This is a genomic window from Candidatus Zixiibacteriota bacterium (assembly GCA_034439475.1).
Classification (GTDB): Bacteria; Zixibacteria; MSB-5A5; order GN15; family FEB-12; genus JAWXAN01.
This window is the reverse complement of the sequence record JAWXAN010000071.1, coordinates 25,435-49,974: the sequence shown is the minus strand read 5'-3', so window position 1 is coordinate 49,974 and position 24,540 is coordinate 25,435. Positions and strand designations below refer to the sequence as shown.

22 protein-coding genes and 1 pseudogene are annotated in these 24,540 nt (G+C 48.7%); 14 read left to right on the top strand and 9 right to left on the bottom strand.

Annotation, left to right across the window (positions count from 1 at the left end; translation table 11 throughout):
• Positions 1–212, top strand: a 212-nt coding sequence (locus SGI97_10275; GenBank protein ID MDZ4724273.1) for a hypothetical protein, incomplete at its 5' end; no start/stop codon positions are given.
• 122 nt (positions 213–334) lie between these two features.
• On the opposite strand, the gene SGI97_10270 is transcribed toward SGI97_10275, so the two are convergent.
• The gene (locus SGI97_10270) at positions 335–2,017 is read right to left on the bottom strand and encodes a sigma 54-interacting transcriptional regulator (GenBank protein MDZ4724272.1); all 1,683 of its coding nucleotides are present in this window, start codon (positions 2,015–2,017) and stop codon (positions 335–337) included.
• Positions 2,018–2,344: 327 nt separating this feature from the next.
• Here SGI97_10270 and SGI97_10265 point away from each other — a divergent pair, with 327 nt between their 5' ends.
• The 3 genes from SGI97_10265 to SGI97_10255 are packed head-to-tail and all read left to right on the top strand — an operon-like array spanning position 2,345 to position 4,857.
• The gene (locus SGI97_10265) at positions 2,345–3,010 is read left to right on the top strand and encodes a DUF4331 family protein (GenBank protein ID MDZ4724271.1); all 666 of its coding nucleotides are present in this window, start codon (positions 2,345–2,347) and stop codon (positions 3,008–3,010) included.
• Between the two features lie 58 nt (positions 3,011–3,068).
• Complete coding sequence (locus SGI97_10260) at positions 3,069–3,596, top strand: DUF4331 family protein (protein MDZ4724270.1); 528 nt, start codon at positions 3,069–3,071, stop codon at positions 3,594–3,596.
• 1 nt (position 3,597) lies between these two features.
• The gene (locus SGI97_10255) at positions 3,598–4,857 is read left to right on the top strand and encodes a tetratricopeptide repeat protein (GenBank protein ID MDZ4724269.1); all 1,260 of its coding nucleotides are present in this window, start codon (positions 3,598–3,600) and stop codon (positions 4,855–4,857) included.
• Positions 4,858–4,945: 88 nt separating this feature from the next.
• On the opposite strand, the gene SGI97_10250 is transcribed toward SGI97_10255, so the two are convergent.
• The 6 genes from SGI97_10250 to SGI97_10225 all read right to left on the bottom strand — a co-directional run bounded on the left by SGI97_10250 (position 4,946) and on the right by SGI97_10225 (position 11,487).
• On the bottom strand, positions 4,946–6,682 hold the full coding sequence (locus tag SGI97_10250; protein MDZ4724268.1) for a hypothetical protein: 1,737 nt from the start codon (positions 6,680–6,682) through the stop codon (positions 4,946–4,948).
• Between the two features lie 63 nt (positions 6,683–6,745).
• Complete coding sequence (locus tag SGI97_10245) at positions 6,746–7,456, bottom strand: ABC transporter ATP-binding protein (GenBank protein ID MDZ4724267.1); 711 nt, start codon at positions 7,454–7,456, stop codon at positions 6,746–6,748.
• An 11-nt stretch (positions 7,457–7,467) separates the two neighbouring features.
• Positions 7,468–8,238: an ABC transporter ATP-binding protein gene (locus SGI97_10240; GenBank protein ID MDZ4724266.1), complete on the bottom strand. Its 771-nt coding sequence runs from the start codon at positions 8,236–8,238 to the stop codon at positions 7,468–7,470.
• A 1-nt stretch (position 8,239) separates the two neighbouring features.
• Positions 8,240–9,220 carry a branched-chain amino acid ABC transporter permease gene (locus SGI97_10235; GenBank protein ID MDZ4724265.1) on the bottom strand — a complete coding sequence of 327 codons (981 nt, stop codon included), beginning with the start codon at positions 9,218–9,220 and terminating at the stop codon, positions 8,240–8,242.
• Complete coding sequence (locus SGI97_10230) at positions 9,220–10,125, bottom strand: branched-chain amino acid ABC transporter permease (protein ID MDZ4724264.1); 906 nt, start codon at positions 10,123–10,125, stop codon at positions 9,220–9,222. The genes SGI97_10235 and SGI97_10230 overlap by 1 nt, the downstream gene beginning before the upstream one ends.
• Before the next feature lie 192 nt (positions 10,126–10,317).
• A complete protein-coding gene (locus SGI97_10225; protein MDZ4724263.1) occupies positions 10,318–11,487 on the bottom strand; it encodes an ABC transporter substrate-binding protein in 1,170 nt (389 codons plus the stop codon).
• Positions 11,488–11,647: 160 nt separating this feature from the next.
• On the opposite strand from SGI97_10225, the gene SGI97_10220 reads away from it, so the two are divergent.
• The 7 genes from SGI97_10220 to phoU all read left to right on the top strand — a co-directional run bounded on the left by SGI97_10220 (position 11,648) and on the right by phoU (position 18,666).
• A complete protein-coding gene (locus SGI97_10220; GenBank protein ID MDZ4724262.1) occupies positions 11,648–12,334 on the top strand; it encodes a response regulator transcription factor in 687 nt (228 codons plus the stop codon).
• 3 nt (positions 12,335–12,337) lie between these two features.
• Positions 12,338–14,134 carry an ATP-binding protein gene (locus tag SGI97_10215; GenBank protein MDZ4724261.1) on the top strand — a complete coding sequence of 599 codons (1,797 nt, stop codon included), beginning with the start codon at positions 12,338–12,340 and terminating at the stop codon, positions 14,132–14,134.
• A 192-nt stretch (positions 14,135–14,326) separates the two neighbouring features.
• Positions 14,327–15,184 (top strand): phosphate ABC transporter substrate-binding protein, encoded by an 858-nt coding sequence (locus tag SGI97_10210; GenBank protein MDZ4724260.1) that lies wholly within the window; start codon positions 14,327–14,329, stop codon positions 15,182–15,184.
• Positions 15,185–15,229: 45 nt separating this feature from the next.
• Positions 15,230–16,189 carry a phosphate ABC transporter permease subunit PstC gene (gene pstC, locus SGI97_10205; protein ID MDZ4724259.1) on the top strand — a complete coding sequence of 320 codons (960 nt, stop codon included), beginning with the start codon at positions 15,230–15,232 and terminating at the stop codon, positions 16,187–16,189.
• On the top strand, positions 16,186–17,175 hold the full coding sequence (gene pstA / locus SGI97_10200) for a phosphate ABC transporter permease PstA (GenBank protein MDZ4724258.1): 990 nt from the start codon (positions 16,186–16,188) through the stop codon (positions 17,173–17,175). The genes pstC and pstA overlap by 4 nt, the downstream gene beginning before the upstream one ends.
• A 29-nt stretch (positions 17,176–17,204) precedes the next feature.
• Positions 17,205–17,990, top strand: a complete 786-nt coding sequence (gene pstB, locus SGI97_10195; protein MDZ4724257.1) for a phosphate ABC transporter ATP-binding protein PstB — start codon at positions 17,205–17,207, stop codon at positions 17,988–17,990.
• A 19-nt stretch (positions 17,991–18,009) separates the two neighbouring features.
• The gene (phoU, locus tag SGI97_10190; protein MDZ4724256.1) at positions 18,010–18,666 is read left to right on the top strand and encodes a phosphate signaling complex protein PhoU; all 657 of its coding nucleotides are present in this window, start codon (positions 18,010–18,012) and stop codon (positions 18,664–18,666) included.
• A gap of 37 nt (positions 18,667–18,703) precedes the next feature.
• Here the strand turns inward: phoU and SGI97_10185 are convergent, their stop codons facing one another.
• On the bottom strand, positions 18,704–20,731 hold the full coding sequence (locus SGI97_10185; protein ID MDZ4724255.1) for a VCBS repeat-containing protein: 2,028 nt from the start codon (positions 20,729–20,731) through the stop codon (positions 18,704–18,706).
• Positions 20,732–20,961: 230 nt separating this feature from the next.
• Here SGI97_10185 and SGI97_10180 point away from each other — a divergent pair, with 230 nt between their 5' ends.
• Both SGI97_10180 and SGI97_10175 read left to right on the top strand, forming a co-directional pair.
• Positions 20,962–22,179: a PQQ-dependent sugar dehydrogenase gene (locus tag SGI97_10180; protein ID MDZ4724254.1), complete on the top strand. Its 1,218-nt coding sequence runs from the start codon at positions 20,962–20,964 to the stop codon at positions 22,177–22,179.
• Positions 22,180–22,278: 99 nt separating this feature from the next.
• A complete protein-coding gene (locus SGI97_10175; protein ID MDZ4724253.1) occupies positions 22,279–22,527 on the top strand; it encodes a hypothetical protein in 249 nt (82 codons plus the stop codon).
• A gap of 472 nt (positions 22,528–22,999) precedes the next feature.
• On the opposite strand, the gene SGI97_10170 is transcribed toward SGI97_10175, so the two are convergent.
• Positions 23,000–23,581, bottom strand: coding sequence for a Panacea domain-containing protein (locus SGI97_10170; protein MDZ4724252.1), 582 nt, complete (start codon positions 23,579–23,581; stop codon positions 23,000–23,002).
• A gap of 435 nt (positions 23,582–24,016) precedes the next feature.
• Here SGI97_10170 and SGI97_10165 point away from each other — a divergent pair.
• Positions 24,017–24,271, top strand: a pseudogene (locus SGI97_10165) (IS1 family transposase).
• Positions 24,272–24,540 lie beyond the last annotated feature (269 nt).

Here is a 24,540-nt window from a genome sequence, read left to right as displayed (position 1 = left end):
TGCTATTTTTCATCACCGCAATGTACTTAATCGGCGGTTTTCCGCAAGTCCCAGCACTCTGGCGTTTGCTATTTTTCATCACCGCAATGTACTTAATCGACGGTTTTCCGCAAGTCCCAGCTAATTCGCCTGTCACTTACTCAGCGCCGACATCGAAGCCGAGCAGACCCTTGTCGCCGCCAATGTCGATGGATCAGCAGATCAAGTCATAGATATATCCGACTTAAGTAGCATGATTGAATATGTTTTCATATCTGGTGAGCCATTAGTGTGCACCGAACCGGCGGCCGTTGCGGTAACCGGGATCGCCTCACAATAGACGTGTATCGGTCAGTTATTGACCACCACGAGCTATACCCATCTTCTTTAACCGCGATGCCAATGTGGTCGGATTGATTCCCAATAGTTCCGCGGCTCCCCCTTTGCCATAGAGTTTTCCATCGGTCTTTTTTAACGCCGCCTCAATACTCTCACGCTCCCGTGCGCGCAGTTCCTGAAGCGAAACAAAGCTTTCATGTTCGATTGGCGCGCTGAAGGTTTGGGCTGGCGGGGGTTTGAACCTGCTTGGCGCCTTCCTATCGGAGTCATCCTGTCCGAGGTCAGCGCGGAACGCCCCGTCCCGAGAAACTATACAGGCCCGCTCCACGACATTTTGAAGTTCGCGAATGTTGCCCGGCCAATCATACCCTTGAAGATCATGAACGACCCTTTTTGAAAGCTTTACACTCGGCCGGTTCAGCCTGCCGCAGACTTTATCGATAAAATGCGCCGCAAGCAGGGGAATATCGTCTTGCCTGTCTCGCAAGGAGGGGACTTCAATTGGAAAGACCGACAACCGATAAAATAGGTCTTGTCGAAATCTACCTTCCTGCGTCTCTTTTTTTAGATCTCGGTTTGTTGCGGCGATGATACGAACATCGACAGTCCGTGTGACATCTTCGCCTACCCTCTCGAATTGTCCTTCCTGAAGAACGCGAAGAAGTTTGCTTTGCAACTCCAAAGGGATCTCAGCCAGTTCGTCAAGAAAGAGTGTGCCGCCATGGGCAAGTTGGAAACGGCCGATTCTGTCCTTAACAGCTCCGGTGAATGACCCCCGGACATGCCCAAAAAACTCGCTTTCAAACAGTTCACGTGGAACGGCTGCGCAATTCACTTTAACCATCGGACGGCCGCTCCTGCCGCTTCGCTGGTGAATCCCGCGCGCGACCATTTCCTTTCCGGTTCCCGATTCTCCAAGGATAAGCACACTGGCTTCGGTCGGAGCTACCATCTCGATTTGCGCCACCACATGTTTGAGAGCCTGACTGGTGCCGATCATCTCTCCAAACGAATGTTCGGCCTCGACCTCTTCTCGAAGATATTCATTTTCAAACTCCAGCTGTTCTCGAAGTCGGCTAATTTCCTGAAGTCTCAATTCAAGTTCCCTATTGGCGACATAGAGATTTGCTTCGACCTGAGTTCGAATTTTGACTTCATGTTCAAGTTTGGCATTTATGTCGACAAGTTTCGCCGTGCGGTCTGTGACTCGCTGCTCAAGGGATGTGTTTGCTTCCTCAAGCTCTTTCTGGGCATCGCGAAGCGGCGTGATGTCTCGAGTAGTCGTGAGGACAGATTCAACCGTTCCGTCAGCAGAGAATTCCGGCAGAAGCCGCGCATCAAAAAATCTTAGACCTTTGAGTGTCTGCAATTCTCCCTGAATGAGCAACGGTTGGCCGGAATCAAAGACTTTCTGGATATTGTATTCAATGGCCTGAGCGATTTCGGTCGGATAGCCAAGTTCTTCGTGGGTTTTTCCAATCGCAAATTCAGGAGGAAATCCAGCTAATTCAATTACAGCTTTGTTGACATACACATGCCTGTACTGTCTGTCAAAACGGATAATAATATCAGAGGAGTTTTCCGCAAGGGCGCGATAGCGCTCCTGGCTGTCACGAAGCGCGGCTTCGGCAGACTTTCTCGCTAGACCAGATTCGTCGATTAACTTATCGGTTTGGTGCTGTTTCTCACTTTCACTCACATCACTAATATACTGCTTGAAAGATCATGATTGACATGACAATTTTAGAATATTCCACGATTATTCATGATAAATATACATAATAATGAAATTTCATGATTCATCTCAAGGGCGCTATTCCTTCCGTAAATCATCTAAATGTTTTGCAATCAATGGCTTACGATCAAAAATTATATTCAGTACGACTTGGCATGCGAAATGATATACTCAGCCGAGACAGAAGACGATCCACAGACCTATTAAAATAGACTGTGATGATTGAGAAGGAAACACACACGGTCCCGCGAAACTGAAAGTTCGGGGACAACACAGAAAGGGCTCCCAGAAATGAAGCTCAGAAAAACGCTCTCGCTCACTGTCGCCGGACTCATGGCTATCGCAGGTATAGCTATCGCCGCCGATCACTTCGACTCACCGCTGGCCAATCGTGATGTACGGACAGACGTGACTGATGTCTATGCTTTCCGCAGTCCGACCAATGCCAATAATTTGGTTGTGGCGATGAATGTATCATCGCATGTTCCAGGCGCAGCGCCGGTTCCGCTTTTCTCACAAGCCGCCCGCTACAATATCCATGTCGACAACACTGGCGACTTGTTGGCCGATGCCGTAGTTACGGTTACTTTTACGGGAAATACAACCCAGACATTCAGCGTCGCGGGACTTGGCGCCACGCCAATCACCGGGCAGGTAACCCCTGCGGGTTCTGCTCCGATAATTACGACATCTGGACCCATAAAAATATTTGTTGGCCCCCGCGAAGATCCATTCTTTTTTGACCTCGATGGCTTCAAAGCCTTTGTTGCCGCACCGTATATTCCCGCCGCCGGATACCGCGCTTCGGGCGCAGGCTCGCCGGTCGACTTCTTTGCCGGACGAAATGTTGGTTCGATCGTTATTGAACTCCCCATTGTTGCTCTTACAGGCGCGGCAAACGCCAATACCGGCACAATACGGGCATGGACCAGTATCACCGAACCGCAAACCAACTAAATGATTAACACCGTATCGAAAACATGAATTCGATAATGAAGAAAGAAAGTATAGAAATATGAAATTGAAGATTATTTTACTGACAGCAACCATAGCCATGGCGGGTTTGCCCGGTTGCGATAACGACAACACCACCATGGATCCGGGTGTGACTTACGTTCAAACCGACAGAATGGCCATCCCGGCTATAAATACCGCTCTCATTCCGACGTCTGTTCAGAAAGACGCTTTCAACGTCGCAGCGCCGGTCAATGATGAGGCTAATTTTCGTCCGGTTGCCACCACAACGATAACTAATATCCGCGCCGCGGTTAATGCTGTTTCCGGTTTTCCTGCCGAGGACGCCCCCGGCCTGACGCCAACACAAGTGGCAACCGCTCTGATTCCGGATGTTGTCACAATTAATTTTGCAAACCCGGTTCAGTTTCCCAATGGTCGCCGCTTGACCGATGATGTCATCGATGCTGCAGTGGGTCTTGTTCTTAATCGCGGCAACGCCCTTGGCGGCGCCGGAGTTGGCGATGCCATCAATAGCAACGATGCCACCTTCCTCGGAACATTTCCGTTTCTCGCCCCGGAGAATTAAAATGAAAAGAGCACAACGAATTTTTATGAACCTGCTTGCCGTCGCCGCCCTGTTTACCTCTACCCACGCCGCAGAATCCAATACTGCGGCTGTGGGCAGACTCGATCTGGAGATATCTTTCTTTACTCACAAGCTTGTGACAGATCCGAAGAGCTTTATGATGGCCAAGGAACTCGGGGCGGCTTATAATTCTAAAGCCCGCCTTACTGGTTCACTTGCTGATTATCGTCTCGCCGAAGGGGCCTTTCGGCAATCCCTCAAGATTCAGCCGGAGCATAACAGCGATGCCGTTTTTGGTCTTGCAACCACTTTAAGCTCCCAGCATAAATTTAAGGAAGCCAAAGGTGTCCTCGTGACTGTTCTCAGCGAAGCCGCTGTTAATCCTACCATCACCGCGGTTTTGGGAGACGTTGCATACGAACTTGGCGATTACATGACAGCCGAAGAGAGCTACGCAAAGTTCGCGGTAGAAAAACCCGGCATGGCCGCCTGGAGCCGTCTGGCAAAGGTGCACCTACTTCATGGCCGATGGGACGAAGCCGACGCGCTCTGGAATAAATGCGTCAAACTTCCGGTCGGATCAAATCCCGAGCCATCGGCGTGGGCGTCGGTCATGTACGGTGATCTCTATCTTCGTAAAGGAGAGGTACCCCAAGCTCGCGCACATTTCCTGAAATCGCTTGAAATTCTCCCCGGATATCCAATCGCCCTTGAACACTTAGCTGAGACATACGAAATTGAAGGGGATGATAAGAGTGCGGCCCCTCTTTTGGACTCAGCTTTGTCGCAAATCATCCATCATGACCTTATTTTTCGCCGCGCCGATATCAGCGAGAGAATGGGGGACAAAGTCCATGCCGCTCGGCTTCGAGATAGCGCCCATGCCCTTCTCAGCAGTGAAATTGCTGCTGGCGATGTCGGCCACCGCCGAGTTCTAGCAGAATACTTGCTTAAGTTTTCGGACAGAAAGCACGAAGCTTGGATGCTTGCAAAAGCCGAAGCCGCAGACAGGGGCGACATTGAAACAGATATGTTGATGGCTCGTGCTCTTTTCGTCAATGGCAACATTGGTGAGGCTGTTAAGTATGCCGACCGCGCACTGCGTTTCGGAAGCTACGAACCCCATCTGTACAAATATGCCGTTCAGATTTACGAGAGCGCCAATCTGCCCAGCAAGGCCGATGAGTGCAGGGCGATGCTTGCCAAACTCAATCCAACTCAGTTTGGCGAATCGTTCGCCGCTAAATCCGCTTCCAAATAAGAGACTTAAAAGAAATCACGACAGCAATAGTCGTGTTTAGAGATAATACCCTGCCGCGAGAAGCACACACTCGCGGCAGGTTTTTTATTTATGCCGATGCTTCTGCTAATTTTGTCAAGGATGATTTAAGCCGTTCATGTCGATTGCAGAGAAGCACAAACTCTCTTTCGGATAATCCGCCTTTGGCCCGAATAATTTTGGCCAGAAGCTTTTTATCTGCAGGACTCCAGTTGCCAAGTTCTGGAATCGAAGAGATAAGCGGCGCAATTCGTTCGAACCCAACTTTTTCATCTGCGCTCCAGCGCGATATATTTCGTAAAGCAAGCAGTTGGGCGAGTATTTTTACGGACTCAGAAATCATTCGTTGTCGATTCCCCTCGTAATGTTCTGAAATGTGGCGAGTGACGGCTTTGCCGAGGTTTGACACAAGAAGTTCTTGGTACGATGACATCTGCTGGGGATCGATCGAAAAAAACATGTCGCTGATAGCGAGTCTCTTCAGCATTCGGATCGGTGAACGGTAGCCTTTTCCTTCTATAATCCTCTTATATTCTTTCTCTGCCAAAAGTCTAACATTTGGCTGAACTGATCGGAATCCAAGTTTGTAATAAAACCAGAAAGAACCTGATTCGAGCGCCTCATCGTTATTGTCGCCAATCTGATAGCTTCGCACGAAAAGCGTTTGTGCGCCAAAATGATGATGAAAGAGCCGAAAAAACTGCTCGATTATAAATGCCGATTCGCCACTCCGGAATGCCGGAAAGACATTGATAGCTATCTCTGCGCGATCAAAAAGCGTTGCGCACACGCCGTAACCGATGGGAATATTATTGCGAATGAGCATTGCCCCAAAGTTGCTTTCGAGGGGCAGGCGAATACCCGGATTGCTTCCATATATCACAATTCGCAAACCCCGCCCCGGATCGTTTATGTAGACTTCGTTGGGATTCGCGCCGGTCAATGAAAAGAGCTCCCGGATTCGAACACCAAGCGCCTCTTTGATGTCGTCAACATATTGCTGACCGACTTTGGCTGAAACCAATGTGAGATCTGTCGGCGCTTTATCAAGTTCTGCTCGTAAATCTGCAGACCGTCCCTTCAGTCCCTCTTTCTGATAGTGCGTCCCCGGCCCTGCAACGCGTTTCAATGTTCGCGAAGCGGGAGAATTGGTCAATGTCCATAGGATTCCCAAATCAAGCTGGTCAAACAAATAGCGTTGCATCTCACGGCTCAGCTTGGAATTTTCAAATAATAGAAGAAGCGCACCCAGCTCATTCTGGCTCGTCTTGCCTTGCGCTGATTGAAGCCACTTTCGCGTATCAAGCTCCTTGTCATTGTCGAATGTGTCGAGTTCCGGCCAAGCTACTAACTGAGGTAGCACAGTCACCAATGGGTCAGCCCCTTCCTTGTCATACCGTTTCCAGTCTATTGTCAACGCTTCTCCATATCGACGGCACAGAAAACGTGTCAACTCATAGCTGAACAGACCTTCGACTGTTGTGCCCTCAATCCCCGAATCGACAAGCTTTTTCGCCTTGCGGTCGCGGGTTGCCGCTTGATACAGCTCTACGCGCGCACCGAAATGCTTGAGTTGCTTCTCACTTTCTTTTAAAAGAGTTGAATTACCAGCGTAGACCCTGAGGAAGCAGAGCAAGTCATGGTAATGCTGAATTTCTTCAGGGTCGGTAATAGTTGAAGCCCTAAGCCGTTTCAGCAACTCTAACTTCTGTTTGTCCGTGCCCTTAGTAAAGAGAGTTTTTATGGCATCCAGTGCGGCAAGAGAAACGGACACCGATTTGCTTTCCTTTGTTCTTTTATCTGCCATAGATTTTGCTGGTCTTTTATTTATTGGAGGAAATATTGCCTAAAATAATTCGGCGCTGACAATTTACATCTCGCCAAGATACGCTTTGCGAACAGCTTCGTTCTGCTCTATCTCAGCGGCGGGGCCATGGAGGGTTATCTCTCCGGTCTCCATTACATAACCATAATTGGCGACTTTAAGGGCCAGGTGGGCGTTTTGCTCAACCAATAAAATCGTCATGCCGAGCTCTTTGTTTATTTCGACGATCTTCTCAAAAATTAATTTCACCAGCAGTGGCGCAATCCCAAGCGAGGGTTCATCCAGCAGAAGCATTTTGGGACGCGCCATTAGAGCGCGGCCAATGGCAAGCATTTGCTGTTCACCACCTGAAAGGGTGCCTCCAGCCTGCTTGAGACGTTCGCTCAATCGAGGGAAAATAGTAAAGACATAATCCAAATCTTTTTTGATTTCGACTTTATCACGGCGAAGGTATGCGCCCATATTGAGATTTTCTTTGACTGTTAAATTGGCAAAGATCATGCGTCCTTCGGGCGAATGCGAAATCCCCGCGGCGACTATTTCATGGGGCGGTCTGTTTCCAATTTCTTTCTCAGTAAAAGTAATCGACCCGCTCTTAGTTTTTACAAGCCCGGAAATTGCGCGTAGGGTGGTGGTCTTTCCTGCGCCGTTGGCTCCGATGAGGGTGACAATCTGGCCTTTGGAAACAGCAAGCGAGACCCCGCGCAACGCCGATATAGCGCCGTAGCAGACTTCGAGGTTGCTAAGTACAAGCATTCTAAAACGCCTCAGACTGTTTCGCCAAGGTAGGCCTCGATTACTTTTGGGTCTCGTTGTATCTGCGCCGGAGTGCCTTCAGCTATTTTCGCCCCATAATCCAACACGGTAATCCGCTCACAAATACCCATGACAACTTTCATATCATGCTCGATTAGAAGAATAGCGACTTTGAATTTCTCTTTGACTTCTTTTATGAGGGACATCAGCGCGACCTTCTCGGAGGGATTCATTCCCGCCGCGGGTTCATCGAGCAAAAGAAGGCGCGGTTTGGTCGCGAGCGCGCGTACAATCTCAAGCCGCCGCTGGTCCCCGTAAGGCAGCGAGACCGCGAGTTCTTCAGAGAGGTGGACAAGATTAAAAATATCCAAAGTCTCCATGATCGTCTGCCGCACCCGTTTTTCTTCCGAAGCAAAGAGGCCGACATGGAGCGCAGCCCGTCCAAAGCCATATTCCAAACTCTTGATAAGCGCCATCTGGACGCTTTGGTAGACTGTCAGTGAGGAACAGAGGCGGATATTTTGAAAGGTGCGTGCGATACCTTTACGGCAAATCCGATGCGGTTTTTCACCGACAATAGAAGAGCCGTCAAGGACAATTTCGCCGCTTGTCGGACGATAGACACCGGTTATCATGTTAAAAACAGTCGTTTTGCCGGCGCCGTTTGGGCCGATAAGGCCGACAAGACCATCGGACGGTATCGCCAACTCGAGGCTTGATACGGCCGTCAGTCCGCCGAAACGCATCGAACAGTTTGAAATGGTAAGTATGTCGGATTTCATTTCAGGACTTTGCTCGCTGAGCTTCAGCGCGAAGTTTGCGCTTTTCTATTAACGCTGTTAGCCACTTTATTTCGCCGAAAAGCCCCTGCGGGCGAAGTATCATCAGAAAAACCAGAGCAAGCGAATAAATAACCATGCGGTATTCCGCAATGGGTCTGAGCGCTTCAGGCAATACTGTGAGAATAATCGCAGAGATCATAACCCCGATATTATGTCCCATCCCGCCGACAATCACCATGACTACAATCTCGATCGATTTCACAAAACTAAACTGTGATGGATTTATATATGTCACAAAATGCGCGTACAGTCCGCCGGCAACCCCGGCAAAGAAAGCGCCAGTCACGAAGGCGATTACTTTGTAGCGCGTGGTATTTATGCCCATCGCTTCGGCGGCTATTTCATCGTCGCGCACCGCAAGAAAACCTTTGCCGTAGGTTGAGTGGATGAGATTTGAAATCACAAAGATGACTACAGCCACCACAGCGAAGACCCAAAAGAAACTTGTCAGTTTCGCAATCCCCGTAAAACCCCGCGCTCCACCGAGAAAATCAATGTTTTGAATGACTACCCGAATGATCTCGCCAAACCCGAGTGTGACAATCGCCAAATAGTCGCCCCGCAGTCGAAGACTCGGAATCCCCACAAGCAGGCCAAAAAACGCGGCCGTCAATCCTCCGCATGCAAGGGCGATCGGAAAAATAAACATCGCTGACGTGTCGCCTCCTGCCGCTGCTCCCATCTGCGAAGTCACTACCGCCGTTGTATAGGCGCCGATTGCCATGAATCCCGCATGTCCCAATGAAAATTGCCCGGTAAAGCCATTGACCAGATTCAGCGAAACGGCCAGGATGATATTGACACCCGCATATATAATTATCTGGAAATAATAACCATTAAAAGATGATTCAAATTGTGACAGAATCAGCGCCAGGAGAAGGGTAATCCCGAGGATGATCGCCGAGCTTTTCCCTTTTGACATCAGACTTTCTCCGACTCGTTCCGACCAAGGAGACCGGCTGGTTTGAAAAGAAGGATGAGGATGAGAATGCCGAATGCAATGGCATCACGGTAGGTTGAAGAAATGTACCCGGTGACCATCGTTTCGGTCAGACCGATAATAAGTCCGCCCAAAGCCGCGCCGACCAGATTGCCGATGCCGCCCAGTACCGCGGCAACAAAGGCTTTAAGCCCCGGGAATATTCCCATAAGCGGATTGATACTTGGGTAAACCGAAGCGTACAAAATGGCCGCCGCCGCGGCAAGCGATGACCCGAGGATAAAAGTAAAGGTGACAACCCGATTGATATTTATTCCCATCAGCCGCGCGGCTTGAAGGTTATACGACAACGCCCGCATCGCTGTTCCGATGCGGGTACGCAAGACAATGAAGCGAAGCAGAAGCATCAATCCAATGGCGGTGCCGATGACAACAATGGGGGTGCTGCCGATAACGATATTGTTTGAATCAATGAGCGTGGTCTTGGGAATAAGATCTGGAAAAGGTTTTGGGTCAGGGCCAAATACAAGCTGGCCGCCGTATTCCAGAAAAAATGAAACACCAATCGCTGTGATGAGAACGGTTATCGTGGGCCGGCCTCGAAGGGGTTTGTAGGCAAGCTTTTCAATGATGACACCGAGAAGCGAGCAGATTATCATTGCCGCAACCAATGTCAGCGGTCCCGCAAAGAGGAGATTTCCACCACAGATCTCGACAATATGCGGCCCGAGATAGTATCCGGTGAAAGCCCCAATCATGAAAATATCGCTGTGCGCAAAATTGATAAAGCGCAGGATGCCATAGACCATGGTGTACCCAAGGGCTATCAGAGCATAAATGCTGCCGAGCGAGATGCCATTGACTATCTGTTGCAGCAGTTCACTCATGAAGACCTATGAAGTAATATGGCCGAAAGTTAAATCTGGGATACATCAGAGTATAGATCCTGCTGGCGGTGTCAACTGGTTAGGACGCAAAAGAACCGGCGGCCTCGAAGCCGCCGGTTCCGTATAGTCTTTCTCCGGCCAAAAACATGACCGTATTATTTCAGTTTCAAGCGCCAATGATTTTGTAAAGGCTTACGGTTGTACCGATTCGTAGAAACGAAGCTGGCCATCGTTTATCGCGATAATCACCAGTGATTTCTTGGCGTTTCTATCGCTGTCGATAGTCGTGCGGCCAGCAACTCCGGGGTAATCGGTGGTTGTTGCCAAAGCATCGCGAATTTTGGTGCTTTCATCACTGCCCGCCCGCTTAATCGCATCGAAAAGTATATTTGCGGCATCGTATCCAAGCACCGCCATTGCATCGGGAGTTTCATTTTGATACCGGCCTCTGAATTTGGCGACAAACTCCTGAACAACTTTGCTGGTGTCATCCTGGGCATAATGATTGCCGAAATAGGTGTTGTTCATGGCCTCGCCGCCGATCTCAACCAGCTCATTGGAATCCCATCCATCGCCGCCGAGGAAGGGCATCGTCATGTTCAACCCGCGAGCTTGTTTGACTATCAAAGCCGCCTCCTGGTAGTAGCCGGGCACAAAAATAAGATCAGGCGTCGAGCTCTTGAGCGATGTCAATTGCGCATTGAAATCAGCGTCACCCTCACTGTATGCCTGGGTAGCAATAATTGTCCCGCCGAGTTCTTTAAATTTGTCGGCGAAGAATTGGGCAAGCCCGATGCTGTAATCATTTTTCACATCTTCGAGAATCGCCACTTTTCCTGCGTTCAGTGAATTATAGGCAAACTTGGCAAGGACCTCTCCCTGAAAGGAGTCGATATAGCAGACACGGAAAATATAATCCCCTTTTTTGGTGACTTCGGGATTGGTCGAACCGGGGGTAATCATCGGTATTTTATTCGCCTGTGCGATTGGTGCGGCGGCCAGAGTCCGCGATGAGGCAATCTCACCAATTAACGCCTTTACATGGTCGCGGGTGATAAGTTTGGTTGTAGCAAGCGCGGCTTCTTCGGGTTTCGACTGAGTGTCTTCAGTTAGGAGTCGAATCTTTTTGCCCAGCACACCGCCAGCCTGATTTACTTCATCGACAGCAATTTCAACCCCTTTTTGAGTGGACAGCCCAAATGTGGCCGTTGTTCCCGTTAAAGAGAGATAAGCGCCGATCAGGATTTCATCCTGCGCGGTCGTCTGGCCCTCGGTCTGAGCGTCGGATTTGTCATCCTTGTTGCATCCGGCAAGAGCCAGTCCTAAAATTACCAATGAGACAGTTAAAAAACGTACGTTCATGAATCCATTCCCGATCGTTAACGGTTAATCTGTAAAACGTGAAGATAGCTATCACTTTTGCCCTCTGTCAAGAAGGCATTTCTTCTCCTTTGACAAGTATCTCCCTCCTCTGGTATACTGAGCCCTTAAATATGAAGGCTCCCTTGTTTCTGGATATGATATGGCCAAAGAACGAATCCTTGTCATAGAAGACGAAGCTGACATTCGTGAGCTTATCAGGTTTAATCTTGAACGCGAAGGCTATGCAGTGTCTGTCGCACCCTCTGGCGAAGCGGGACTTGAGGCCGCCCGAGCCAACCCGCCTCAAATTATCCTGCTTGATCTTATGCTTCCTGGAATCGATGGTCTGGAAGTCTGCAAAATCCTTAAAAATGACCAAACAACAAAACAGGCCGCAATTGTGATGCTTTCAGCCAAAGGGGAGGAGGCCGATATCGTCTCCGGTCTGGAATTGGGGGCCGATGACTATATCACCAAACCATTCAGCCCCAGGGTCGTCCTCGCCCGCCTGAAAGCAGTGCTCAGACGAAAATCAACCGTTCTGGCTGGTATCGATGACATTCTTACATTTGACGATCTGACCATTGCACCGGGGCGGCGCGAGGTCATCGCAAATGCCGAACTTGTAAGCCTTACAAACACTGAATTCAGGCTTCTCCATGCGCTGGCTACCCGCCCCGGGTGGGTCTTCACCCGCTACCAGATTGTCAACGCCGTGCGGGGATCCGATGTTATTGTAACCGACCGCTCGGTCGATGTTCAAATTGTCGGGCTGAGAAAGAAGCTCGGTAAATCCGGAAAGCATATCGAAACTGTTCGCGGCGTCGGATACCGTTTTAGGGAATAGCCTATGTCTCGTCGCCGTTTTTTTTGGCAGCTTTATCCCTCGTACCTCGTAATCACCCTCGTATGTCTAATTATAATAGGGCTCTATGCTATTGGATCGCTCCGGACTTTTTATATCGAGCAAACGACTGAAGGGCTTGAAAGACAAGCGATGCTCGCCCGCCAGCAGTTGAATGACCATTTCGGCCTTGAAGATAGCGCCTATGTGGATAGCGTGTGCAAGGCGATTGGAGAAATATCACAGTCACGTCTGACGGTCATTCTTTCTGATGGAGTGGTCATCGGGGATTCCCATGAGAACCCCGCCGCAATGGATAATCACGCGACCCGCCCTGAGGTAATTCAAGCCCTCACGGGCAAAGTCGGCACAATCCGGCGGCATAGCGTGACAGTCGGCAAGCCTCTGCTGTATGTGGCCATTCCGGTAAAAAACAGTGACGGCAAGGTCATTGCAGTTGTGCGAAGCGCCATCCCGACCACAGCCATTGATAAGACATTGAGGGAAATGTATATCCAGCTTGGCTTTGGATGTATTTTGCTGGCGCTTATTGTCGGGGCGGCAAGTCTCTATGTCGCGCGTCGAATTAGCCGTCCGATTGAACTTATCAAACGCGGCGCAGAGAGGTTTTCAAGCGGCGAACTGAACCTTCGCCTTCCTGTTCCAGACTCCGAGGAAATCGGCGGGCTGGCCGAAGTTCTCAATACGATGTCATCGCAATTGAATGAACGAATGGGCGTGATGACACAGCAGAGAAATGAACAGGATGCCATCCTTTCAAGCATGGTCGAAGGGGTGCTCGCCATTGACAGCGATGACCGGCTTATCAATCTCAATCGAACCGCCGGACAACTTATTGGCGTTGACCCAGCCAATGCGCTCGGGCGAAGTATACAGGAAATAATCAGAAACAGCCAGTTGCTGAATTTAGTGTCTCGCGCACGAGGGGGGACTCTTCCAGTTGAAGACGAGATCGCTATCAGCGATGGATTTCGACCCGAGCGAATACTCCAGGCGCATGGCACAATACTTCGGAATGCTCAGGGCCGGGGTATCGGTGTGCTTATTGTGCTCAACGATGTCACGCGTATTAGGAAACTGGAAAATGTACGGCGCGAGTTTGTGGCCAATGTCTCGCATGAACTCCGTACTCCATTAACATCGATTAAAGGCTATGTTGAGACGATGATAGACGGAGAACTCGAAAATCATGCTGAGCAGCAGCGCTTTCTCGATATCATTCTGCGTCAGGTCGACAGACTAAATGCCATCATCGAAGACTTGCTGAGTTTATCTCGAATTGAGCAATTGACAGAAAAATCAGGTATCCAGCTTGAATCGAATAAAATACTCGAAATTATTAGTCAGGCGGTAGATCAGACCACAGAGTCTGCCGACACGAAAAATATTTCTGTTAAAGTCTCATGCGACCCGACTTTAAAAGGAAAGGTCAATCCCTCACTGCTGGAACAGGCCATTGTCAATCTGATGGATAACGCGATCAAATTCTGCAATGAAGGAAGCACGGTCAACATTGATTCAGTACAAAACGATAATACTATTTTGATTACCGTCTCAGATAACGGTCCCGGGATCTCCGCTGAGCACCTGCCTCGAATCTTCGAGCGCTTTTATCGGGTCGATAAGGGTCGTGGACGCGAGAGCGGCGGGACAGGTTTAGGACTCGCTATTGTGAAGCATATCGCACTCGCGCATGGCGGCACGGTCGAGGTGGAAAGCCAAATTGGCGTGGGCAGCAGCTTCATAATAAAACTGCCCAAAGTTGCCGACGATTTTAATTAACCGACTGTCATTCAATAAGATGCTAAAGATGAGAGTCAAGCACAGAATAGAAAAACAGTGCTATTCTTTCCGAGCTTTATTGCAATTCCCTAACGAGATTCTAACATTAGAACCATTACTTGTACACAGGAGTATGGGATTAATGAATAGTCATTTAGGCCGCTGTGCGGCAATAATATCAGGAGCAGAATAATGAAAAGAACTCTCGCCTTTGTTTCTATCTTTTTCATAGCCGCACTGTTCGGCTGTGCCAAATCAAAACAAACAGTCACAGTGAAGGGATCCGACACGCTGGTTCGTCTCGGCCAACGCTGGGCTGAAGAGTATATGAAGAAAAACCGGGACGCAGTAATTCAGGTCGCAGGCGGCGGCACCGGAACCGGATTTGCCGCGCTCCTCAACGGTACGACTGATATCTGTCAGGCATCACGCGACATAAAATCCCAGGAAACCGCACAGGCTACCGCTAAAAACATCAATCCCTATCGAGTGGCTGTAGCGCTCGACGGCATTGCTGTATTTGTCCATGAAAGCAATCCCATTTCCACTTTCAGTCTGCCTCAGTTGAAGTCTATATACACAGGGCAAATAACAAACTGGAAAGCTTTAGGCGGCCCGGACGCCACCATTATCGTCTATGGACGAGAAAATAACTCCGGCACATATTCATTTTTTAAAGAGCATGTATTAGACGAGGAAGATTTTGCCGAGCAGACACAGACGTTGCCTGGGACATCGGCCGTTGTCAATGCCGTTGCCCACGACGTCAATGGCATCGGTTATGGCGGCATCGCATGGGCGACAGGCGTCAAACATGCCATGGTAAGGTATTCTGATTCAAGTGAAGCAATCAGTCCCAACCCGGAAACAATTTCAGCGGGGGTTTATCCCATTTCACGCGAACTCTATTGGTTTTTCGACGGCACACCCACAGGTTTGATCAAGGACTTTGCGAACTTTGCCCTATCTCCGGAGGGGCAGAAAATTGCTCTTGAGACGGAGTACGTTCCGTTGAAAGAGGACGATGCGTTGAATAATGTGATTCAATAGCGACACGCGCATTGAATCGAACAGGTGAGGGACACAAAGCAATTCATGGAACCATTACGATTTAAACCCAAGTCGAAAATACGCGAATTCATCGGCGAAAAGATTATTTCACTCTCCGCTTTTTCAGCCCTTGGGGCGATCCTGCTCATCTTCGTTTTTATTTTCAAGGAATCAATCCCGATTTTTATCGATGAGATCACACAGGAAGAAGCCTCCATTGATAAACTGCTTTTCAAACAAGAATTTGTCAAAGGCCAGGAGGCAAAATGGTCGTGGCAACCAAATTCAGATCATCCCAAATATTCGCTTCTTCCACTTTTTCTCGGAACAATTAAGGCCGCCTTCATCGCCATGCTCTTTGCAGTTCCATTCGCTGTTGGAGCGGCGATATATTCATCGGAATTTGCATCGAAACGGATGCGGGAGATAATCAAACCGGTCGTGGAGATTCTCGCGGGCATCCCATCGGTTGTGCTTGGATTTTTTGCCCTGCTCATTATGGCCTCCGCCCTGCAAACACTTTTCGGATTCACGTATCGATTGAACGCCGTCAATGCCGGTATCGCCCTCGGTGTTGCCGTCATTCCCATAATTTTTACGGTAGCCGAGGATGCCATGACGGCGGTTCCTCGCTCGCTTCGTGAGGCCGCCCTGGCGCTGGGAGCAAATCCATGGCAGGTCTCATTTACTATGGTATTGCCTGCGGCTCTGCCCGGAATTGCGGCAGGGATAGTACTCGGATTTGGCCGCGCAGTGGGTGAGACGATGATTGTGCTTATGGCCTCAGGCAACGCCGCAATTATGTCGGCGAGTCTTACCGATTCAATACGCACGATGTCGGTAACCATTGCCTCAGAACTTGGCGAAGTGGTTTTCGGCAGTCCGCACTACAATGTGCTTTTTCTAATTGGAACGCTCTTATTTATCTTCACTTTCATAATAAATCTTAGCGGTGAGGTCGTTTTGGCGAAGCTAAAAGATCGCCTTCAGGGAAAGATGGCATGATCGCAGAGGATGCCAGCAAAACAGATATGCACAACGTTGTTTCGAGACCGACTATGACTGCAGATTCAGAAAAGAGATATGTAAGGAAAATCAAGGACAGCGGCGTCCTTCCACGCGGTCTCACCTTTACCGCGGTTGTTTTAATTGTTCTCATGCTCTTTACTATTCTCGGAGTCATATTTTTTGGCGGGGTTTCCACAGTTAGCATCGATTTTCTCACCAGTCCACCCGAGAACGGAATGGAGGAAGGCGGCATTTTCCCGGCCATATTTGGCACAGTCGCGCTGGTTATCCTCATGGTTCTTGCTGTGGTTCCGATCGGGGTGCTGACGGCTGTTTACCTTCAGGAGTTTACGAGTTCGACATCGGTATGGACGCGAATTATCCGCCTGTCAATTAATAACCTTGCAGGTGTACCCTCAATAGTTTTCGGTCTCTTCGGCCTCGGCTTCTTTATCAGTTTTGTTGGCGGAGGATTGGACTCCCTGTTTTATAACTCAAGTCAGCCAGTATGGGGTCAGCCAGCGATTATTTGGGCGGCCTTGACTCTATCGCTTTTGACCTTGCCGGTTGTGATTGTCGCAACCGAGGAGGCGCTTCGCACGATACCACGGGAACTGAAAGAAGCCAGTTACGCGCTCGGCGCAACCAGACTCCAGACTATTATTCGCGTGATAATTCCGCAAGCCATGCCCGGGATATTGACCGGGGCAATCCTGGCCGTGAGCCGCGGCGCGGGAGAAGTGGCCCCAATAATGTTCACTGGCGCGGCCTACTATCTTCCTTATCTGCCCACAAGCCTAAACGATCAGTTCATGGAGATGGGTTACCATATCTTTGTCATGGCCACCCAATCACCCAATGTCGAAAAAACCAAACCGATTCTGTTCGGCACTGTTCTTGTCTTGCTGGTTCTGACTTTCCTGCTTAACTTCACTGCTGTGTTTATCAGGTCACGAATGCGACGCCGCCGGGCCAGCAATTAAAAAAGTGTCTATTTCACGCCAGAGATATTATGCCCGCTAACGCAACGACCACTACAACAAGACCGATAAAGCTCTCCGCGCTGAAACTGAACTTTTTCTATGGCAGCCATCAGGCTTTGATCGATGTCTCGCTTGATATCCGCATTAACCGCGTCACCGCCCTGATCGGGCCGTCGGGCTGTGGCAAGTCGACTTTTCTCCGCACATTTAACAGAATGAACGAAACCATTCCCGGAACACGATTGACCGGCACGGTACTGCTCGATGGTATCGACATTTATCGAAGTTACAAGGATGTCTCCAGTGTTCGCACCCGGGTGGGGATGGTTTTTCAGAAATCAAATCCGTTTCCCAAATCCATTTTTGAGAATGTCGCCTATGGCCTAAGGGTGAACGGCATAGATGATAAATATGAAATAACGGAAGCTGTTGAGCAGACGCTGAAGAAAGCATTCCTCTGGGATGAGGTCAAAGACAAGCTTGCTCAAAGCGCCTATATGCTCTCCGGAGGGCAGCAGCAGAGACTCTGTATCGCCCGAGCGCTTGCTATCAGACCTGAGGTTATTCTCATGGATGAGCCGGCTTCGGCTCTGGATCCGATTTCAACGTCAAAAATTGAAGACTTGATTGCGGAACTGAGGAATAATTATACTATAGTTATTGTGACCCATAACATGCAGCAGGCCGCGCGTGTCTCCGATACGACCGCCTTCTTTTACGAAGGCAAAATGATCGAGAGCGGGCCGACGAAGCAGATATTTACGAAGCCGATAGAAAAAAGAACGGAGGATTACATCACCGGCCGATTTGGATGAAATTGCCGTTGACCTCATTATGACTATGTACTTTCAGCGAGAAATTGAGCTCCTCAAAAAGAAGATTCTCACACTCGGCGCGCTTGTCGAGGAGAACCTTCGACGCGCGGTCAAATCGATTCAAACACGGGACACCGTCCTTGCCCAACAGGCTATTGAGAACGATACCGCTATCGATGATATGGAAGTGGAAGTTGAAGAAGATTGTCTGAAAATCCTGGCTCTCCACCAGCCTGTGGCGATAGACCTTCGCTTTATCATTGCCGTCCTGAAAATTAACAGCGATTTGGAGCGCATCGGCGATTTGGCGGTGAATTTAGCCGAACGCTCGGTTTTTCTTTCCACTCGAGAACCGCTCAAGCTCCCCTTTGATCTGAGCCGGATGGCCGAGCTTGCCCAGTCGATGCTTCGTAACAGTCTCGATGCCCTCGTCAATCTTGACCGGCATTTAGCTCAAGAAGTCTGCAAAACTGATGATGAAATCGATGCAATGCACCGGCTTTCGTACGGACTCATAGAGGAAGCAATAAAAACAAACCCCAAACAAATGGATTTGTTGATTAGCTCTTTGGCCCTATCCAGAAACCTCGAACGGGTGGCTGACCATACGACAAATATCGCCGAAGATGTTCTCTATATGATACAAGGGGAAATTGTGCGGCATCGGCTCGGGTAAAGCAGCTCAGGCCCGCTTCTTGTTGTCACGCAGTTTGTTATCGACAGAGTCCAAGCGGCTGATTGCTTATGAATAAGAAATCGATAAGTGCAGTCAGATCGGAGATATCGACAGATCCACTTCCATCGTCCATAATATCGGCCTCGTCTGTGCACACTGGCGGCACAAGAGTGATAAAAAGATAATCGATAAGCAGACTTAAATCGCCAATGTCGACCTGATCAAATGCGTCTCCATCGACATTGCCGACCGAATTAGCGCAGCAGCGCCCGAGGCGGCGGTGGAAGTTGAGTCCGCCATCTTCTTCTCCGGTAATTATATCGTCGTCCCCATCCCGGTCCAAATCGACAAAGAGCGCAGTCAGCCGTGTGCCATCATCAGAACCGGCCACTGTGTCTGGCTGGAAGACGAGCGTCATTGAATCAGGGAATTGACCGACAGGCGATGAATTCTTAAACCACTGCAAACCGGAAATTCGCGCGCCGAGGACCAAATCCATTTTGCCGTCTTGGTCGTAATCATACGGCTGAGGAAGGGTCAGTTCGCGCAAAGTCCGTTTAATTAAACCTTTAGTGACAAGTGTGAATGTTGGATTTGACCGAGATCCGGTATTCTGGTAAAGCAGGACATTAGCAAATCCGTTAAAGTCCCATTCACCGATAACCAAATCGAGCAGATTATCATTATTCAAATCAACCGCCCGCACACTTGCGACCTGGTCAACTTTGATCCCAGAAAGCTGAGCGGTGACAAGGGACGCTGTGAAACTCTGCTTTGTGCCTACATTCCGCCAAAACTGGATTTTACCCTCGAGATTGCCAATCAGCAAGTCAAGGTCTTCGTCGCCATCGATATCGACAAGCTCAGGAGCGAGATTAAATCCGGCGTTGATTCCTTGAAATTGGTTGGATCTTAGCTCAAAAATCGGCGCAAATACGGAACCAGTATTCTCAAAGTAATTCAATTGACCCTGAAGCCCCCCGATGAGAAGGTCCATATCGCCATCGTTATCCAAATCCTCCATTGCCGGCATGGCGTCGCTTCCCAAATCAATCGTAGACAGGAAATTTGTACTCTCAAGCATCAATACCGGAAGGATCGGACTGCCCGAATTTCGAAAAAACAGAAGGTTGTCGATATCTGAGCCATTGGCCGCCCCAACCAGAATATCCAGATCATTGTCGTTATCGAAATCAGCAAACGCAGAGTGGTTATGACCGACAGTCGAGGTCGGAAGCAATGTCTCTGTCAGCAGGCGAAGCTCAGATAAACTTGGCGAGCCATGGTTGATGAACTCATACAAACTGCCGTTGTTGATATCTCCCCAAAAGAGATCCTCGTCGTCGTCTGAATCCAAATCAGCGAAGTTAATTGTGCTGAATCCATGCAGTGCCTCAGCCGGGGAGCGTGAGCCGCCCGCGCCCGGAAAGGCATACACACTGTCATAGTTGTCGGTGATAAATACGAAGCTTGGGAAAAATTTGTCCCCATCGTTGCGATAAAATTCGAGATTTCCGCCAATGTCCCCAAAGAAAAAATCAATATCGTCATCGCCGTCCAAATCGGCGAAGGCAGGTGTGTTATTTGAGCCGGTTACAAAATCCCCAAATGTCGAATCTTTGAGCATAAATATCAGCGAGTCTCCCACTGACTCATTGCGGTAAAAGATGGCTGTCCCGAAACGGGAGTCGCAGAACAGATCCAAGTCAGTGTCGCCGTCGATATCACAAAAGCGATGCCAACTGCCTATATCTATCCCGGCAAAGCGCTGGCTCACGACGATAAAATTTGGATCCGTCAGAGTCCCTTGATTTTTGAACCACGCAAGCTTCCCCTGAGCGTCGCCATAAAAAAGATCGAACAAGCCATCGTTATCAAAATCTATCAGTGTCGGTTTCGGATTATTTATCCCTCCCAGAAAGGGATAAAGCACGGGTTGCCCAGAAACAACCATGGGAAATGGATCGACCTCACGGCGGTATTCTGCGGCGCTCGCCGAAAGCGAAGCGAAAAAGAAAAGGGTAAGAGTTAGAAAAGTATATTTCATTTGTGTAGCGGTTTGCATTCGGTCTGTAGTGATAATCTACTATGCTTTATCGGAATGTCAATTCACCTTCTCCATACCCGCCGACGCGAAAAGTAGAAATCGACTTTTGGCAATCCTGTCTATGAGCTATCCCTATGTGTATAACGGTCTAAGCATGGGTTGGTGTTCCCTCGTCAGTATGAGAAGAATCTTGCTAATCGTTCTACAATAGAGTTGATTTATACCCGCAACATGAGGATGAGTCGGATATGAATGCAAGTATATACGGGAAGCGCGGCGTCTCTATCATTACCGTCACGTCACTTGTTGTCGTTTTGTTGTCAAGCTGTGGCTCAGGCGACGAAAAGACGGTGAATGGAAACAACAATCCACCTAAACCCCTTGTAGATGTCGAGGTCGCCTTTCCCGCCCTTACCTTTGAGCTTCCAGTAGATTTACAACATACGCCAGACACAACAAATAGGCTTTTCGTTGTTGAGCAGGCAGGCAAGATACGTGTTTTTGCCAATGACTCTTTGACTGACACTGCATCTCTTTTTCTGGATATCACCGACCGGGTCAAAAAAATCGGCTGGGAGGAAGGACTATTGGGGCTCGCCTTCGATCCTGATTTTCAGACCAATGGATATTTTTATGTCAATTATACTGCCGCAAATCCGGACCGAACTGTTATAAGTCGATTTCTGGTAAGCCCAAGCCAGAGTAACCAAGCCAACAATGGGACTGAAACCATCATCCTTACCTTTGAACAGCCCTTTGAAAATCACAACGGCGGAGGACTTGCCTTTGGCCCCGACGGATTTCTCTATATTGGCACCGGCGATGGCGGCTCTAAAGGCGATCCGAACAATAACGGCCAAAACCGAAAAGCATTGCTTGGAAAGTTCCTGCGCATTAATGTCAACGCAACATCTCCGGGGAAAAACTACAGCATACCTGTTGACAATCCATTCGTCGGCAATGACTCAGGCTGGCGCGAAGAGATTTTTGCGTATGGCATGCGCAATCCGTGGCGCTTCAGTTTCGATAGCAGTGGCAATCTCTGGGCTGGCGATGTCGGACAGGGGAAATATGAAGAAATTGATATTATCAAGAATGGCGGCAACTACGGCTGGAGAATTATGGAAGGGATGCATTGCTATAATCCATCGTCGGGATGCAACCAAAGCGGTCTCATGCTTCCGGTGATAGAATATCCCCAGCCAATTGGAGCATCGGTGACCGGCGGGTATGTCTATGGGGGCGCGCGTGTGCCCGGACTTCAGGGGAAATATATCTATGCTGATTTCATGACCGGTAGAATATGGTCAGCCGACACTGATGGAACTACCGCGTCAAATATACGCGAGTTGATAAAAACCGACTTGGGGATTTCTTCGTTTGGGACAGACATAAACAATGAATTGTACATGACCGCCTTCGATGGGAAAATTCATCGTTTTAAACAGATCGGCGTGGTAGAGTGAGGGGATAGTATCGTCTTGACAGAAACAGGTAGTGGGTCAGTTTGAAATTATCGATTGATTGACCGTTGACAATTCTCGTTTTATGTGTACAATTCTGGTATGCAAAAGCGGTTAAGCAAAAAGAAGAAGCTCGATCTGAACGAACTGGCTTCCTCTATCACAGAGCAAGCCACTTCAGACCAGCCCGAAGAAGTTGAACCAGTCGATCCCGATAAGAATCCGGCGGCTGTTGCTTTGGGAAGGCTCGGCGGTCTAAAGGGTGGCAAGGTCAGAGCTAAGAACATGACTAAAGAGCAAAGAAGCCAAGCCGCACGCAAAGCCGCACAAGCAAGATGGAAAAAAAGGTAGTGGGTCAGTTTGAAATTGGGGGGATCATTTGGCCTTTATCAAACGATGAGATTTTGGGTGACGCTTTAATGAGCCGACAAATGGCAGCCATTCTATCGTCACCAATATTGCAGAGAAAGTCCAATTTTCTATCTTTTGGCGGGCTTACGTAACGGCTTTCGAACTTTTGGAAATTACACTTCTTGTGGTCATTGATGTTTATTGCTGTCTCGACTGTGAAATTGCTTACGGAACCAAGAGGGAATATATACAGAGCATTCCTATATAGTACGTTTGCTTGCAACCTCGTTACTTTCGAGGTTGGCAGGTAATAGTAACATTGTGCATCCTCTTTGCGCCCCCTCATTACCAGTAGGAACTTGTCACGACTTGAACCATCTTCGAAGCCGTGAGACTCACAATGAAAAAGAGCCCCATGGACAAATAGGGCTCTGATATTTTGTTGGAGACTTTCAATCGAAAAATCAACCACTTATAGTCCAGTTGCGAAGTCCCGGTCTTCCTGCTCCATAATCATTACGTCAAAAGCTTGTTGGCAGTCCTCAGATTGCTCGCTAAAGAACAGTCTATAATCAATCGGGTCTGCTCCTTCTAAAAGATTTTCTTTTGATTCCGTCCACGTTTTATGCTTATGTGTTATATTTACCAAATCGGTGCCCAGATTATTGCCATATTCATCAATTATTTTGTCAATCGACTCCATCTCTGTCTGGGAAAGGTAATCCAATTCCGGCTCTACAATCGCAACAAAAACAGGGTATTGATGTCCCGACTGCCTTTCTACCCGTAACAGGGCATTTGTCACAATCCCACTCCGAATATTTTTAAGGATGTCGTAAGAGAGCGACGGGACAGGGCCATACTCCATTGCAACATAAGAGTCCCCAAGAATCGGTTTGCCATGTGCCCGGAGATGGTCACGATCGGCCAAGTATAATAGCTTGGCGGCCTTCAGCGCGTCCAATCGCGACGTTTTTTTCGCCAATATCAGCATGACGGCGTAGAACTTATCCTCATCGAACGTGAATCTAATCTTGCTATCCTTGTCGTTCATAGTAATTTCTCGCTCATCTCGAAAACGACAACCAGTTCAATGTGGGCTTTCGACCAACTACCTTTCAGTCCAAAGGGTGGCAAAGCAACCAACGAACATTCTCCTGTGGAAGATACCACCGAGTTGACCTTGACTATAACTTTATACAATTATCGGAAGAGTTCAGCATAAACTGAAGGTACAAAAGGACATAAATACAGCCTCCCACCACCACACGGAGTTACTTGTCTGGCATGAATATAGCCTATCTAAAACAATTGTCAACCCCTTTCTTGTCATTTGTCTTGACATACTTCAGAACTATTAGTTTTATTGCCCCATGCAAAAGCGGTCACGCAAAAAGAAAAAGCTCGACCGGTGAAGCTCGTTACAGTCCGCCCTGCTTGTATCGGTTGCCGTCGCCGTTCGATTGTCGGAAAGCCTTCTCGACGTGACATATCCACTTCGTTAGTTGAGCGACAGAATTTGACTATGCGTATGAGTATGCGCCGATTTACCCGTCTGACTAATGGCTTTTCAAAGAAGGTAGAAAACCTTGAACATGCGGTTGCCCTTCACTTCATGTATTATAACTTCTGTCGGTTACATCAGACTTTGCGTATGTCACCTGCAATGGCCGCTGGCGTGACTAATCACCTGTGGGAAATATCTGATATAGTGAAATTGTTAGAGGAAAAAGAATCAAACTGACCCACTACCCGCGCATCCGGCTTCTTTGCCGAGGATGTCATCGATACTTTTGAAGGTTTGCTCAAACACTCGCGCTCCTTAGTGTACATCGTCAGACGATTTTTTTTGGCTTTGTGATGTGTAAGTTAAGGCAAACAGCGGGTTATGGCAACGTGTTTTGTTTTATGTTTATTTTGTAGGGGCAACCCCCCGTGGTTGCCCGATTATATTTGATTGATTAGAGGGCAGGCACAGGGACCTGCCCCTACGGGATTATCACATTTTCTTTG